Raw genomic sequence first — 14,131 nt, 5'->3', positions numbered from 1 at the left:
ATACTGATTCTGATAATGCTGACAATAAAAATAAATCCGTATGGATTGATAAATTCAAAAGCATTGTAAGTTCTAAAAAAATAAAAAATTCAGATAACACAAATAGTGAAAGTAAAAATGATGGGAAGTCTTCCGAATCGGAAGATTCAAAATAAAATAAAAAGTTGTACCAATATATTGGTGCATAACAGGAGGAGCTATGATTAAAAATATACAGGATGAAATCCTAAGACTCAAAAAAGAAAAAAATGCAGTAATTCTTGCTCATTCATATCAGGCAAAGGAAATCGTTGAAATCGCCGATGAAACAGGCGATTCCTATGCTTTAAGTGTTGCAGCGGCGAAACATGACTGTGATGCTTTTATTATGTGCGGTGTTCATTTTATGGCTGAAACGGTTAAAATGCTTTCTCCGGACAAGAAAGTGTTTCTTGCCAATCCTGATGCGGGCTGTCCTATGGCAGAGCAGATGGATCCGGACTTAATCGGACAAGTTAAGGCAATGGAACCGGACAGGACTGTTGTTGCGTACATAAATACCACTGCAGATCTGAAAACGGTCTGTGATGTATGTGTAACTTCTGCTACGGCTGTAAAAATTGTCAGCAGAATAAAAAATAATAAAATTCTGTTTATTCCGGACTGCAATCTCGGAAGCTATGTTCAGAAGCAGCTGCCGGATAAGGATATTAAGCTTCTTCAGGGTGGATGTCCGGTTCATGCTTCAGTTACTATGCATGATTTAAAGGCAGCAAAAGAAAAGCATCCTGACGCACTTGTACTGGTGCATCCTGAATGCCGTCCTGAAATTACTGACGCAGCAGATTATGTAGGCTCAACTTCCGGTATAATGAAATATGCAATAGAATCGGATCATAAGGAATTTATTATTGGTACAGAAATGAGTATAACAGAGCATTTGCAGTATAAATGTCCTGAAAAGGAATTTTATTATCTTTCAAAAAAAATACTTTGCCCGAATATGAAACTTACTACTCTTATGGATGTTTATAAGACGCTTTTAAACCTTGATAATGGAAAAGCATTTGAAATTAAAATGAGTGACGAAAAAATAAGAAAGGCTCGTGTATGCATTGATGAAATGATAAGACTGGGCGAATAAAATATTATAAATGAAAACGGCGGTAACTGTCAAAACAGTACCGCCGTTTTATATTTTTATTTAAAATATCTTACGCCATTTTCAAAAATTCTCTGGTCTTTATTGCCGGAAACATTTTTGCATACGTCAAAGCCTATACGTTCGCTGTGGCCCATTTTGCCGAGAATACGTCCGTCAGGGGATGTAATACCCTCAATAGCTTCCATGGATGTATTAGGGTTATATCTGATATCCATTGAAGGTTTGCCGTTTAAATCAACGTACTGAGTTGCAATCTGACCGTTATTTGCAAGCTTTACAATCAGTGACTGAGGAGCTACAAATCTTCCTTCACCGTGAGAAATGGCAACAGTATGGATATCGCCTACATTTGATCCGGAAAGCCATGGAGACTTGTTTGATGCAATTCTGGTATTTACCATCATTGACTGATGCCGTGCAATGGTATTAAATGTAAGAGTAGGTGATTCATTGGTCATATCCGTGATTTCTCCGTAAGGTACAAGTCCGAGCTTTATAAGTGCCTGGAAACCGTTGCAGATACCGAGCATAAGTCCGTCTCTCTTTTTGAGAAGTTCGTGAACAGCGTCTTTTACTTTAGGATTTCTGAAAAATGCAGTAATGAATTTTCCGCTTCCGTCAGGTTCATCGCCGCCGCTGAAACCGCCGGGGATCATTATAATCTGTGACTGCTTTATAATTCTTACTGCTTCGTCAACGGATTCCTCAATATCTGAAGCACTGAGATTTTTTACAACCATTATTTCCGGAGCAGCACCTGCACGTTCAAATGCTCTTGCCGTGTCGTATTCGCAGTTAGTACCAGGGAATACAGGTATAAATACTTTAGGTACGGCTGCTTTAATAGATGGAAATGCACGTTTTTTTGCGTTGTATTCATAGGATTCAACAGCTGACAGTGCGGTTTTTATTCTGCATGGATATACTGGTTCAAGCTTGCTTTCCCATGTCTGCTGTAGAGAATCCAGCGACAGAGTATAATTCTTTGTGAATATATTGTATTCTGATTTTGTTTTTCCCAGGAGAGTTTCGTTTTCTTTGGGTTCACCATCAATTTCAATTATGAATGCACCGTAGTAAGGCAGGAACAGTTCTTCTTCTGAAAGCTTGTTTTCAAAAGCAAAGCCTATTCTGTTTCCGAAGCACATTTTTGCAATACCTTCGGCAACACCGCCTGAAGAAATTGTCCAGACTGATTTTGCTCTTTTGGAATCAATCATTTCTTCAACATCAGCAAAGCATTTTTTAACGCTGTCAAATAACGGCAGACCATTTTCGTCATAGTCAGGTTTTATTATAATAACATTGCTGTCCTTGTCCTTGAATTCAGGAGAAACAATTTTCCGGCTGGAGGCTGTGGATACAGCAAATGAAACAAGAGTCGGAGGAACGTCAATATTTTCAAATGTACCGGACATTGAGTCCTTTCCGCCGATTGCTCCGCAGCCCATTTCAAGCTGTGCTTTGAACGCACCGAGAAGTGCAGCCATAGGTTTACCCCAGCGTTCCGGGTTATTCTGAGTTCTTTCAAAATACTCCTGGAAAGTTAGCCAGCAGTGTTCATGCTTGCCGCCTGCTGCCACGACCTTTGCAATTGATTCGATTACTGCAAGTACAGCACCGTGATATGGACTTTTTTCGCTTATAAACGGATTATATCCCCAGCCCATTACAGAACAGGTGTCAGTCTGTCCATGGAGAACCGGGATTTTTGCAGCCATTGCCTGTGCCGGGGTAAGCTGATATTTTCCTCCGAAAGGCATGAGAACAGTTGAAGCACCGATTGTTGAATCGAACTTTTCAACAAGTCCTTTCTGTGAGCATACATTGAGATTTGCCATAAGAGCATCCCAGCCTTCCGGATTATCTGTATAAGTGCTGAGAAGCTTTGTATCAGGTTTTTTGATTTTAATATCTGTATATTTCGGAGCACCGTTGGAATTTAAAAATTCTCTTGAAAGGTCAACAATTGTAACACCATTCCAGTTCATTTTCAGTCTTGGTTCTTCTGTAACGTCTGCAACTACAGTAGCTTCCAGATTTTCCTTGTGAGCTTCCGATAAGAACTTTTCGATGTCTTCCTTTGCGATAACAACTGCCATTCTTTCCTGGGATTCGCTGATTGCAATTTCAGTGCCGTCAAGACCATCATATTTTTTCGGCACTGCGTTCAGGTCGATTACCAGACCGTCTGTCAGCTCACCAATTGCAACAGAAACACCGCCTGCACCGAAATCGTTGCAGCGTTTTATCATTTTTGTAACTTCCGGATTTCTGAACAGTCTCTGTAATTTTCTTTCCTCCGGAGGATTACCCTTTTGAACCTCAGCTCCGCAGTGTTCAAGGGATTCAAGAGTGTGTGACTTTGAAGAACCGGTAGCACCGCCGCAGCCGTCACGGCCTGTTTTTCCGCCCAGAAGAACCACAACGTCTCCCGGAACAGGAGCTTCACGTCTTATATTTTCAGCAGGAGCAGCACCTACTACCGCACCGATTTCCAGTCTTTTTGCAACATATCCCGGATGATAAATTTCAGTAACATGTCCTGTTGCAAGACCTATCTGATTGCCGTATGAGCTGTATCCGTTTGCAGCGCCTACTGTAATTTTTCTCTGAGGAAGCTTTCCGGCAATAGTATCTTCAACAGGCACCAGTGGATTTGCTGCACCTGTTACCCTCATTGCCTGATAAACATAAGAACGTCCTGAAAGCGGATCACGGATTGCACCGCCCAGACATGTTGCCGCACCGCCGAAAGGTTCGATTTCTGTGGGATGATTATGAGTTTCGTTTTTGAACATCAGAATCCAGTCTTCCTCACCGTTTTCTGTGTTTACTTTTATTTTAACGGAGCATGCATTGATTTCTTCGCTTTCGTCAAGGTCGTTCAGTTTGCCGTCCGCTTTGAGTTTTTTTACAGCAAGTGTTGCAAGATCCATAAGTGTTACAGGCTTTTCATTTCTGCCAAGCTCTGAACGTACTTCCATATATTCATCATATGTTTCTTTGATATATTGAGTTTCAATATCAACATTTTCAATATTTGTAGAAAATGTTGTATGACGGCAGTGATCTGACCAGTAGGTATCAATCATTCTGATTTCAGTTATAGTAGGGTCACGCTTTTCGGTATCACGGAAATAGGACTGACAGAATTTAATATCATCAAAGTCCATTGCCAGACCGAATTCTTTTATGAATGCATTAAGCCCCTTGTCATTTAGTCTTATAAAGTTTTCAAGTACTTCAACCTTCTCAGGAATCTGGTATTCTGTATCAAGAGTTCTTACAATATCAAGAGAAGCTTCGCGGCTTTCGACCGGATTGATAAGATATGATTTAAGTTTTTCAAATTCTTCATCAGTAAGTCTGCCTTCGATGATATATATTTTAGCATTCTTTACACGGCAGCGCTCCTTCTGAGTAAGAATCTGAATACACTGTTCACAGCTGTCTGCACGCTGATCGAACTGTCCGGGAAGAAATTCAACTGCAAATATTCTTTCGTTGTTTATCAGAACGGGAAGTTCTGAGTATGTGACATCAACTGCCGGTTCTGAAAAAACAGTGCTGACCGACATTTTAAAATCTTCCTCGCTGATTCTGTCAACATCATATCGGTTTAAAATCCTGATTCCTGAAATGTTCAGACGAAGTGCTGTCTGAATATCGTTTAAAACAGATTTTGCCTCAACGGCATATTCAGGTTTTTTCTCTACATAAATTCGGAATACAGACATATTATGCTCCATTCTCCGCAATAAAAATATGTTTTATTTTTGAAAACGGTATACTTGCGGAAAATACCGTTTCGGACATGCGGCAAAATAATTTAAATTATTGAACTATTTTACCAATACAGCAGTCCTTTTCGCTCTTTTTTATTTTAACATAAAAAATCATTCTTCGCAAACTTTTTTCGCATTTTTTTGCAGGAATTTTTATTAATGTGTAGTCTGGTGCATATCCCTGATGAAATTCCGGAGAACTTTCACGCTCGAAAAGTACCGGAACAGTCTTTCCGACCTGTTTTTTCAGGTATTCTTTCTGAAGTTTTCCGGCAAGTGCTTTCATTCTGTCTGCACGTTCATGCTTTACAGATTTTGAAATCTGCGGTCTTTCTGCGGCACGCGTTCCGTTTCTTGGTGAATACTGAAAAACATGAATCTTTGCAAATCCGATTTTTTCAGTGAATTCAAGGGATTCTTCAAAGTCTTCATCTGTTTCTCCTGGGAATCCCACCATAATGTCGGTGGTTATTGAGCATTCAGGAAAAATGTTTCTGATTTTCTGAACAAGGGTCAGGTATTCGGCAGTATTGTAATGCCTGTGCATTGCCTGGAGCGTCCGGTCGCATCCGCTTTGCAGCGACAAATGAAACTGAGGACAGAACTGCGGTATATATGAGAGTCGTAAAAGGTCCTCGTTTGAAATCATTTCAGGTTCTAAAGAACCCAGACGTATTCGCTCTACACCCTCTATTCTGCTGCATTCCTCAACTGCATCAATAAGGCGCAGACCGTATTCTTTGCCGTAAAAGGCAAGATTTATTCCCACCAATACTATTTCCTTATGACCGTTCCGGGCAAGCTCTGATATTTCTTTCTTCAGCATTTCCATAGGTTTTGAACGGCATCTTCCTCTTGCATAGGGAATGATGCAGTATGAGCAGAACTGGTTGCAGCCGTCCTGTATTTTTACAAATGCACGGGTTTTTCCACTGAAATCTCCGGGTATGATTTCTTCAAATTTATCATCTGCACAGTATTTGCCTATACTTACTATTTGTTGTCTGTTTTCAATGAATTCCTTTACAAGATCAGGAATTTTTCCACGTTGTTTTGTACCGGTTACAATATCCGCTTCCGGAATTTTTTCAGAAATAGACGGTGACGCCTGCGGCATACAGCCGGTCAGTACAATAACTGCGTCTTTATTAAGTTTCCGGGCTTTTCTGAGAAAATAAAGGCTTTTGCCGTCCCCTGAGGAAGTGACAGTACAGGAATTTATAACAATAACATCTGCATTTTCAGGATTTTCTGTGACTTCATATCCTCTTGACAAAAAATCGGCTCTGATGCTTTCTGTTTCATATTGGTTAACCTTGCAGCCGAAGCTGATAAAAAAAGCTTTCATATTTAACTCCGTTCCGTAATTGAAAATGTTTAAAGTGTATGTTTATATATAACAAATTTAAACAATATATCTTGTGCATACCCTACAAAATAATCAAGGTGAATAAAAACCGCCCATCTGTATGCCTATTCATTATACTAAATTTACGAAAATATTGCAATCGTATTGACTTTATTTTGAATTAGTGGTATTATTTACACAGCGGAAGGGAAATATAAAAATATTCCGCAAAAACATAAACATTCATATGTAAAACAGGAGGTATAATTATGGTAACTTATAAAATTTCACTGGCTGCAATCAATGATGTAAAAGACTTCGTTAATATGGTTATGAAGTATGACTTTGATGTTGATCTGGTTTCAGGCAGATATGCCGTAGACGCCAAGTCAATTATGGGTATTTTCAGTCTTGACCTTTCAAAGCCTATTGAACTTAAGGCTCACACTGATGAACCTGGAAATTTTGCAAAGGACATTGAAAAATATCTTGCAAAGTAATTTATTGATAAATGCCAGCCGGAAGTTTTTGATTTCAGAAACTTCCGGCTTTTAATTTTTTCAGTGCTTCTGGCATATAATTTATCTGAGCATGATTTTTATTGCATCATATAAATTTTATTTCGGGAGAACATTATGAAAAAAATCATTTCATTCATTACAGCAGTGTTAATGACGTTATGCACATCCGGGGCAGTTTATGCCGAAGATGAAAAGTTCGATGATCTTACTTACTGCACTTTACTTATGGAAGCGTCAACAGGTACGGTTTTAAGTCAGGAAAACGGATATGAGAGAGTTCCTCAGGGTACTCTTTCAAAGCTTATGACTGTTTTGCTTGCTGCTGAAGAAATTGAATCCGGTAATCTTTCAACAGATACAAAGCTTACAGCCAGTGCCAATGCCAACAGTCAGCCCGGAGCAGTGGTATGGCTTATGACGGGAGAAACCATATCTGTTGAAGAACTTCTTAAATCTGTGATAATAGGAAATGCCAACGATGCTACAATGGTTCTTGCCGAGCATATCGGCGGAGATGAAAATGAGTTTGTGGGTATGATGAATGCAAGAGCTTTTGAGCTTGGAATGAGGGATACTGTTTATAAAAACTGTGCCGGATTTGACGCACAGGGGCAGTATTCTTCGGCATATGATACGGCACTGCTTTGCCGGGAGCTTCTTAATCATAAATTTCTTACAAAGTATATGACAACGTGGATGGACAGAGTAAGAAATGATCAGACTGAGCTTGTAAATGAAAATAAAATAGTCAGAACATATGACGGACTTCTGGGATTTAAAGCAGGACATTCTGAACAGTCGGGATATACTCTTGCCCTTGCTGCTGAAAAGGATGGTCAGACATACATTTCTGTAGTTTTGGGATGTGCAGACAAGGATGAGAGGTTTTCTGCCGGAAAATCATTGCTGGCAAGCGGATTTTCTATGTACAAGGTGACTACCCCGGCATTTTCAAATGAATTTTTAAAGCCTCTTGCCGTACATGGGGGAGTGGATATAGCAGTTGAAATTGAAGCAAGGAGTCTTACAGGACTTGTTGTACCGAAAAACCGTGATGAGCTGAGTTCAGTGATATTTCTACCGGAATATGTGGAGGCTCCGGTCAGAAAAGGTCAGCCGGTTGGCAGAGTAGGCTTCTACAATGGGGATACTCTTTTGTTTGAAACGGATCTTATTACCTCTACTAAGGTTGATAGTATGACTTTTTTAAAAGCGCTTAAAAAATGTTTGTGCATAATGTATAAATAACAAACTGCAAAAATGTGAAATATCAACAAGAATGAAGTTACATCTTGCAAATAAAAAGGAAATATAGTAAAATGATAAGGGTAAGAGTGCAATAAAAAATATATTCAAATAATGTTTTTACTTACTGACTGGAGGAAACTTATAATGTCATTGAAATTAAACGGCAAATACGTTCAGAAATTTGTTAATGAAGATGAAATGAACGGTATCAAAGCTCAGGTTGAAACTGCTGCAAAGGTTCTGCATGACAGAACAGGTCTTGGAAATGATTTTTTGGGATGGCTTGACCTTCCTGTGGATTATGACAAGGAAGAATTTGCCAGAATCAAGGCTGCTGCTGCAAAGATACAGAAAACAGCTGATGTGCTTATCGTTATTGGTATCGGCGGATCCTATCTTGGTGCCAGAGCTGCAATTGAGCTTCTGAAATCGCCTTTTTATAACAATATGAAAAAGGACACTCCTGACATTTATTATGTGGGAAATAACATTAACCCTACGTATCTGAATGAGGTGCTTTCAATTTGCGAAGGCAGAGATATTGCCGTAAATGTAATTTCAAAATCAGGTACTACAACTGAACCGGCACTTGCTTTCAGAATTTTCAAAAAGCTTGTTGAAGATAAATACGGTCGTGACGGTGCAAAGGAGAGAATATTCTGCACAACTGACAAGGCAAGAGGAACTCTCAAGAGTCTGGCTGATACAGAAGGCTATGAAACCTTTGTTATTCCTGATGATGTCGGCGGACGTTTTTCCGTTCTGACAGCTGTTGGTCTGCTGCCTATTGCTGTTGCAGGCTGCGATATTGACGGACTTATGAAGGGTGCTGCTCAGGCAAGAGAAGATTTTACTGCTGATTTTGATAATAATGACTGCTATAAGTATGCAGCTCTGAGAAATATTCTTTATCGCAAGGGTAAATCAGTTGAAATGATGGTTTCATATGATCCGGCATTCTGCATGATGTCAGAATGGTACAAGCAGCTTTTCGGTGAAAGCGAAGGCAAGGATAATAAGGGTATTTTCCCGGCATCTGCTGTATTTTCAACAGATCTTCACTCTATGGGACAGTTTATTCAGGACGGTTCAAGAGTTATGTTCGAAACTGTTGTTGATATTAAGAATCCGAAACAGGATCTTTTCCTTGAGGATGATGCTGAAAATCTTGACGGACTTAATTTCCTTACAAATCAGAATATGTCTGTTGTAAACAGAAAGGCTTTTGAAGGTACAGTTCTTGCACATACAGAAGGCGGAGTTCCTAATATTATTCTGGAACTGGATAAAGTTGATGAAGAAAACTTAGGCTACATGATTTATTTCTTTGAAAAGGCATGTGCTGTTTCAGGATATGTTCTGGGAGTTAATCCATTTAATCAGCCGGGAGTTGAAAGCTATAAATCAAACATGTTTGCACTTCTTGGCAAACCGGGATATGAAGACCGTAAGGAAGCTTTGGAAGCAAAGCTCGGATAATTTAACTTAAATGTGGAGTGATTCCATTTAAGCTGCTGTGATCTTGACAGGTCCTGCAATTATAAACGCATTATTCAATGCAGCAATAATTATGTCATTGCGTATGACGGAAGGAGTTTATAAATGATTAAGTTAATAACAGGCAAAAAGGGTACAGGTAAAACAAAGATTCTTATTGATATGATTAATGACGCTGTAAAGTCCACAAACGGCGATCTGATTTGCATCGAAAAGGGTGCAAAGCTTACATATGATATTAGTTACAAGGTAAGACTTGTAGATGCTGAGCGTTTTAATATTTCAGGCTATGATGCAGTTTATGGCTTTGTTGCCGGAATGCTCGCAGGAAACTATGATATCAAGGAAATTTTTGTTGACTCTATTCTGAAAATCGGCGGTGCTGATTTTGATGAATTTGGTATCATGCTGGACAAGCTCGATAAACTTACTGGTGATGACGTTCAGGTCGTTTTCACTGTTTCAGCTGATAATGAAGAGCTGCCGGCAGGCGTTACAAAATTTGCTGAATAATAAAAAAAGTATTGACAATAGGTTAAGTTTTGTATATAATATAATTTATGATGCTTGTAAGGGAGTAAATTTATGACAGCGGATTTACGTCAGGTTTTTAATATTGTCGGTGAACGCAGGGAATTTGCTTTTGAAATTCCTGCGGCAGAACTGAAGCAGCCATGCGGCTATGATTTCGCTGAAGCTGTTGTTGTTGCTGGATGCTTTTATAACCGTGCCGACGTTGTTCATATGAATTATTCCGTAAAGTTTACATTAAATATCGTCTGTGACAGATGCTTGAAGGAGCTTAAAAGAGATTTCTTTTATGAATTTGAGCATGTAATTGTCAGTGCCTTAAGTTCCGACAGTGATGAATCTGAATTCATTGTTGCGGAAAATTACAGGGTCGATATAAGCGAGATTGCTCTTTCGGACTTGCTTCTGGAGCTGCCTACTAAGCTTCTTTGCAGTGATGACTGCAAAGGATTATGCCCGGTTTGCGGCTGTGACCTGAATGAGTCCGAGTGTAATTGCCAGAAATACTGAGTTTTGCTGCTACGGCAAAGCTGTAAGGAGGTGCCGGAATGGCTGTACCAAAGAGAAAAACTTCCAAGGCAAGACGTGATAAGAGACGTTCAGCAGTTTGGAAGCTTGATGCACCTGCATTCAGCAGATGCGATAATTGTGGAGCATTAAAGGCTCCGCACAAGGTTTGTAAGAATTGTGGATTCTACAAGGGCGTTGAGGTTATCAAGATGGATGCCGAATAATGCTTAAGAGGAGGAGAGGAGGAGTAATCTTTCTCTCCTTTTTGTTTTAATTTGTTATATAAAATTTACTTTCGGGAAAACTAGAGTGTGTTAATGCTAAATGTATATCAGGATTTGTGTCAGCATACTTAAAGTATCAGTGATTCCTGGGAAAGGGGATGTTAAAATGTCTTTGCCCGTTGTTGCCGTGGTCGGAAGACCTAATGTCGGAAAATCTACGCTGTTTAATAAAATTGTCGGTAAGAGAATCTCAATTGTCGAGGATACTCCAGGAGTTACCAGAGACAGGATATATTCAAAATGTGAATGGCGTGCAAGGGAATTTATGGTTGTTGATACGGGAGGTATTGAACCGGATTCGGATGATGTGATTCTTTCCCAGATGAGACATCAGGCAGAGCTTGCAATCGAAAGAGCAGATGTTATTGTGCTGGTTACAGATATCAGATGCGGAGTAACTGCAAGTGATCAGGACGTGGCTTCTATGCTTCTTAAAAGCGGAAAGCCTGTAGTACTGGCTGTTAATAAATGTGATACTATCGGTGAACCTCCGGTGGAACTATATGAATTTTATAATCTTGGACTGGGTGAACCATTCCCGATTTCTTCTCAGCATGGTCATGGAACAGGAGATCTTCTGGATGAGATATTTAAATATTTCCCTGACGAAAAAACAGAAGATTATACGGATGACTATATAAAAGTGGCGGTAATTGGTAAGCCTAATGCCGGTAAATCATCACTGATAAATAAAATTGCCGGTGAAGAAAGAGTTATTGTTTCTGATATCGCCGGAACAACCCGTGATGCAACCGACACAATTGTAGAAAATGAAGAAGGCAAGTTTGTATTTATTGATACTGCCGGAATAAGAAAAAAATCAAAGGTTAATGAAAAAATCGAACATTTCAGCGTATTGCGTGCATATATGGCAGTTGACAGAGCAGATGTCTGTGTTATTATGATTGATGCTGAAACCGGATTTACCGAACAGGACTCAAAAATTGCCGGATATGCACATGAACAGGGAAAGGCTTCAATTGTTGCTGTAAATAAATGGGACAAAATTGAAAAAGGCGACAAAACTATGGACGAATTTAAAACAAAGCTGGAAAATGATTTCAGCTTTATGTCATATGTTCCGTTTGTATTTATTTCTGCCAAAACCGGACAGAGAGTCAATAAAATATTTGAAATGATAAAATATGTAAATGAACAAAACAGCATGAGAATATCAACAGGTATGCTAAACGATGTCCTTGCATATGCTACTACCAGAGTTCAGCCTCCGTCTGACAAGGGAAGAAGACTGAAAATTTATTATATGACTCAGGCTTCTACAAAACCTCCTACATTTGTGACATTTGTTAATCGGTCAGATCTTTTTCATTTTTCATATCAGAGATATCTTGAAAACCAGATCAGAAGTACTTTCGGCTTGACCGGAACGCCAGTCAGATTTGTTGTCAGAGAACGGGGAGATAAATAATGGTACTGAAATTTATTCTTGCCGTGGCTGCTTCTGCTGTTATTTCATATCTTCTTGGAAGCTGCAATTCGTCTATTATAGTAGTTAAGCTTATGAAGGGTGAAGATATCAGGCAATTCGGAAGCGGAAATGCAGGGCTTACCAATACACTCAGATGTTTCGGAAAACTGCCGGCTGCATTAACTCTTGTCGGGGACTTGCTTAAAGGTATCGTTGCTGTATTAATATGCAAAGCTGTGTGCAGTGCTATGGGCGTGGGACTTGGACCGGATAACGATGTGCATTTTATAGGTTATATAGCCGGCTTTTTTGCAGTTATCGGGCATATTTTTCCTGTGTATTACGGCTTTAAGGGAGGTAAAGGAGTACTGGTAGGTGTTTCGGTATTTCTGGTTATAGATCCGGTGGTGTTTGGAATACTTATCCTGATTTTTGCAGTTATTCTTACCATCAGCAGATATGTTTCATTGTCCTCCATAATTGCTACAATATGCTGTCCCTTTATTACTTTTTTAATGCAGTATTTTGCTGAAGGTACTTCACTTAAACTGTCACTGGTTTATACAGTAATGACAATGCCTATATGCGCTCTTGTAATATTTATGCACAGAACAAATATTCAAAGACTTAAAAACGGTACTGAAAACAGATTTTCATTTCATAAAAAGGAGAAGTAAATATGGCAAAAATAACAATATTGGGTTCCGGAGGTTTCGGAATGGCTCTTGCTGTAATGCTTGACAGAATCGGGCATAAAATTACCGTGTGGTCTGCATTCCAGAAAGAACTTGATGATATAAAAGCTGATGGTGAACATAAGTCAAAGCTTCCGGGGGTAAAGATTCCGGAATCAATTGAACTTAATGCGGATATTTCATGCGTAACCGGGAGTGATGTTGTTCTTCTGGGAATACCATCTCCATTTGTAAGGGATGTTGTAAAAAAAGCAGCTCCTTATATTACTAAAGAAATGATAGTTGTAAATACCAGTAAGGGACTGGAAAATGGTACTCATAAACTTATAAGCGATGTTATCCGTGAAGAGGTAAAGGATTCTCCGATTGTAATTCTTTCCGGACCGTCTCATGCAGAAGAAGTTGCCCGTGGTATTCCTACTACGGTTGTTGCGGCATCTGATGATATGGAAGCCGCATCTTATATTCAGGATATTATGAGCAGCAATGTTTTCAGAATCTATATAAATTCTGATGTGGTAGGCTGTGAAATTGGCGGAGCACTTAAAAATATAATTGCTGTATGTGCCGGAATATGCGATGGTCTGAATTATGGTGACAATACCAAAGCTGCCCTTATGACAAGAGGTATTACTGAAATCGGAAGACTGGGTGTTGCCCTTGGTGCTAATGCTTCAACTTTTGCTGGACTTACAGGAGTAGGTGATCTTATTGTTACATGTACCAGTATGCACAGCCGTAACAGGCGTGCAGGAATTCTTATTGGTCAGGGAGTAAGTCCAGAAGAGGCAGTTAAAATTGTGGGTACTGTTGAAGGATATAACTGCTGTAAAGTGGCTTTAGAGCTTGCTCAGAAAGTCGGGGTTTCTATGCCTATTACTGAACAGCTTAATAATGTGCTGTTTAATAAAGGAAATGTAAAAGAGGCTTTGGGAAAACTTATGTCAAGACCGAAAAAGTGTGAAACTGAGGAAATAATTTAGTTTTGGGACGTCTTTTGACGTCCTTTTTTTGGGGCTATTTATTGTGATTCACTTAAGAATATCAGAATTACCAGATAGTGTAACGTATATTGATGCATATCCTTTATAATTTTAGGTTGAAAAAAAGTGTAAAAAGTGCTAAAATTATATTAT

At 39.2% G+C, this 14,131-nt stretch carries 12 protein-coding genes; 10 read left to right on the top strand and 2 right to left on the bottom strand.

Annotated elements, in window-relative coordinates:
- The first annotated feature begins 199 nt into the window (after positions 1–199).
- Entirely contained in the window at positions 200–1,123 is a 924-nt protein-coding gene (gene nadA / locus ACI4WO_RS03660) for a quinolinate synthase NadA (protein ID WP_439806203.1), read from the top strand.
- 56 nt (positions 1,124–1,179) lie between these two features.
- On the opposite strand, the gene ACI4WO_RS03655 is transcribed toward nadA, so the two are convergent.
- The gene (locus tag ACI4WO_RS03655; protein ID WP_439806202.1) at positions 1,180–4,884 is read right to left on the bottom strand and encodes a phosphoribosylformylglycinamidine synthase; all 3,705 of its coding nucleotides are present in this window, start codon (positions 4,882–4,884) and stop codon (positions 1,180–1,182) included.
- 97 nt (positions 4,885–4,981) lie between these two features.
- Complete coding sequence (gene mtaB / locus ACI4WO_RS03650) at positions 4,982–6,280, bottom strand: tRNA (N(6)-L-threonylcarbamoyladenosine(37)-C(2))-methylthiotransferase MtaB (RefSeq protein ID WP_439806201.1); 1,299 nt, start codon at positions 6,278–6,280, stop codon at positions 4,982–4,984.
- A gap of 269 nt (positions 6,281–6,549) precedes the next feature.
- Here mtaB and ACI4WO_RS03645 point away from each other — a divergent pair, with 269 nt between their 5' ends.
- From ACI4WO_RS03645 to ACI4WO_RS03605, 9 genes are all read left to right on the top strand, one after another.
- Positions 6,550–6,780: an HPr family phosphocarrier protein gene (locus tag ACI4WO_RS03645; RefSeq protein ID WP_439806200.1), complete on the top strand. Its 231-nt coding sequence runs from the start codon at positions 6,550–6,552 to the stop codon at positions 6,778–6,780.
- A 135-nt stretch (positions 6,781–6,915) separates the two neighbouring features.
- Positions 6,916–8,049 carry a D-alanyl-D-alanine carboxypeptidase family protein gene (locus ACI4WO_RS03640; RefSeq protein WP_439806199.1) on the top strand — a complete coding sequence of 378 codons (1,134 nt, stop codon included), beginning with the start codon at positions 6,916–6,918 and terminating at the stop codon, positions 8,047–8,049.
- Between the two features lie 144 nt (positions 8,050–8,193).
- A complete protein-coding gene (locus ACI4WO_RS03635) occupies positions 8,194–9,528 on the top strand; it encodes a glucose-6-phosphate isomerase (RefSeq protein ID WP_439806198.1) in 1,335 nt (444 codons plus the stop codon).
- A gap of 123 nt (positions 9,529–9,651) precedes the next feature.
- A complete protein-coding gene (locus ACI4WO_RS03630) occupies positions 9,652–10,059 on the top strand; it encodes a hypothetical protein (protein WP_439806197.1) in 408 nt (135 codons plus the stop codon).
- Between the two features lie 72 nt (positions 10,060–10,131).
- Positions 10,132–10,587 (top strand): YceD family protein, encoded by a 456-nt coding sequence (locus ACI4WO_RS03625; protein WP_439806196.1) that lies wholly within the window; start codon positions 10,132–10,134, stop codon positions 10,585–10,587.
- Between the two features lie 38 nt (positions 10,588–10,625).
- Positions 10,626–10,811, top strand: a complete 186-nt coding sequence (gene rpmF, locus ACI4WO_RS03620) for a 50S ribosomal protein L32 (protein WP_439806195.1) — start codon at positions 10,626–10,628, stop codon at positions 10,809–10,811.
- Positions 10,812–10,977: 166 nt separating this feature from the next.
- On the top strand, positions 10,978–12,300 hold the full coding sequence (gene der / locus ACI4WO_RS03615; protein WP_439806194.1) for a ribosome biogenesis GTPase Der: 1,323 nt from the start codon (positions 10,978–10,980) through the stop codon (positions 12,298–12,300).
- Positions 12,300–12,977, top strand: coding sequence for a glycerol-3-phosphate 1-O-acyltransferase PlsY (gene plsY, locus ACI4WO_RS03610; protein WP_439806193.1), 678 nt, complete (start codon positions 12,300–12,302; stop codon positions 12,975–12,977). The genes der and plsY overlap by 1 nt, the downstream gene beginning before the upstream one ends.
- Positions 12,978–12,979: 2 nt before the next feature.
- Positions 12,980–13,978, top strand: a complete 999-nt coding sequence (locus ACI4WO_RS03605; protein WP_439806192.1) for an NAD(P)H-dependent glycerol-3-phosphate dehydrogenase — start codon at positions 12,980–12,982, stop codon at positions 13,976–13,978.
- Positions 13,979–14,131: the final 153 nt, after the last annotated feature.

It is taken from the genome of Porcipelethomonas sp., assembly GCF_051893655.1.
Classification (GTDB): Bacteria; Bacillota; Clostridia; order Oscillospirales; family Ruminococcaceae; genus Porcipelethomonas.
This window is presented reverse-complemented; position numbering and strand designations above follow the sequence as displayed.

Excerpts from the sequence above, each read along its gene's own strand:
- plsY (WP_439806193.1), top strand. The coding sequence starts at position 12,300 with ATGGTACTGAAATTTATTCTTGCCGTGGCTGCTTCTGCTGTTATTTCA.
- ACI4WO_RS03625 (WP_439806196.1), top strand. The coding sequence starts at position 10,132 with ATGACAGCGGATTTACGTCAGGTTTTTAATATTGTCGGTGAACGCAGG.
- ACI4WO_RS03645 (WP_439806200.1), top strand. The coding sequence starts at position 6,550 with ATGGTAACTTATAAAATTTCACTGGCTGCAATCAATGATGTAAAAGAC.
- rpmF (WP_439806195.1), top strand. The coding sequence starts at position 10,626 with ATGGCTGTACCAAAGAGAAAAACTTCCAAGGCAAGACGTGATAAGAGA.
- ACI4WO_RS03655 (WP_439806202.1), bottom strand. The coding sequence starts at position 4,884 with ATGTCTGTATTCCGAATTTATGTAGAGAAAAAACCTGAATATGCCGTT.
- nadA (WP_439806203.1), top strand. The coding sequence starts at position 200 with ATGATTAAAAATATACAGGATGAAATCCTAAGACTCAAAAAAGAAAAA.
- ACI4WO_RS03605 (WP_439806192.1), top strand. The coding sequence starts at position 12,980 with ATGGCAAAAATAACAATATTGGGTTCCGGAGGTTTCGGAATGGCTCTT.
- mtaB (WP_439806201.1), bottom strand. The coding sequence starts at position 6,280 with ATGAAAGCTTTTTTTATCAGCTTCGGCTGCAAGGTTAACCAATATGAA.
- ACI4WO_RS03640 (WP_439806199.1), top strand. The coding sequence starts at position 6,916 with ATGAAAAAAATCATTTCATTCATTACAGCAGTGTTAATGACGTTATGC.
- ACI4WO_RS03635 (WP_439806198.1), top strand. The coding sequence starts at position 8,194 with ATGTCATTGAAATTAAACGGCAAATACGTTCAGAAATTTGTTAATGAA.
- ACI4WO_RS03630 (WP_439806197.1), top strand. The coding sequence starts at position 9,652 with ATGATTAAGTTAATAACAGGCAAAAAGGGTACAGGTAAAACAAAGATT.
- der (WP_439806194.1), top strand. The coding sequence starts at position 10,978 with ATGTCTTTGCCCGTTGTTGCCGTGGTCGGAAGACCTAATGTCGGAAAA.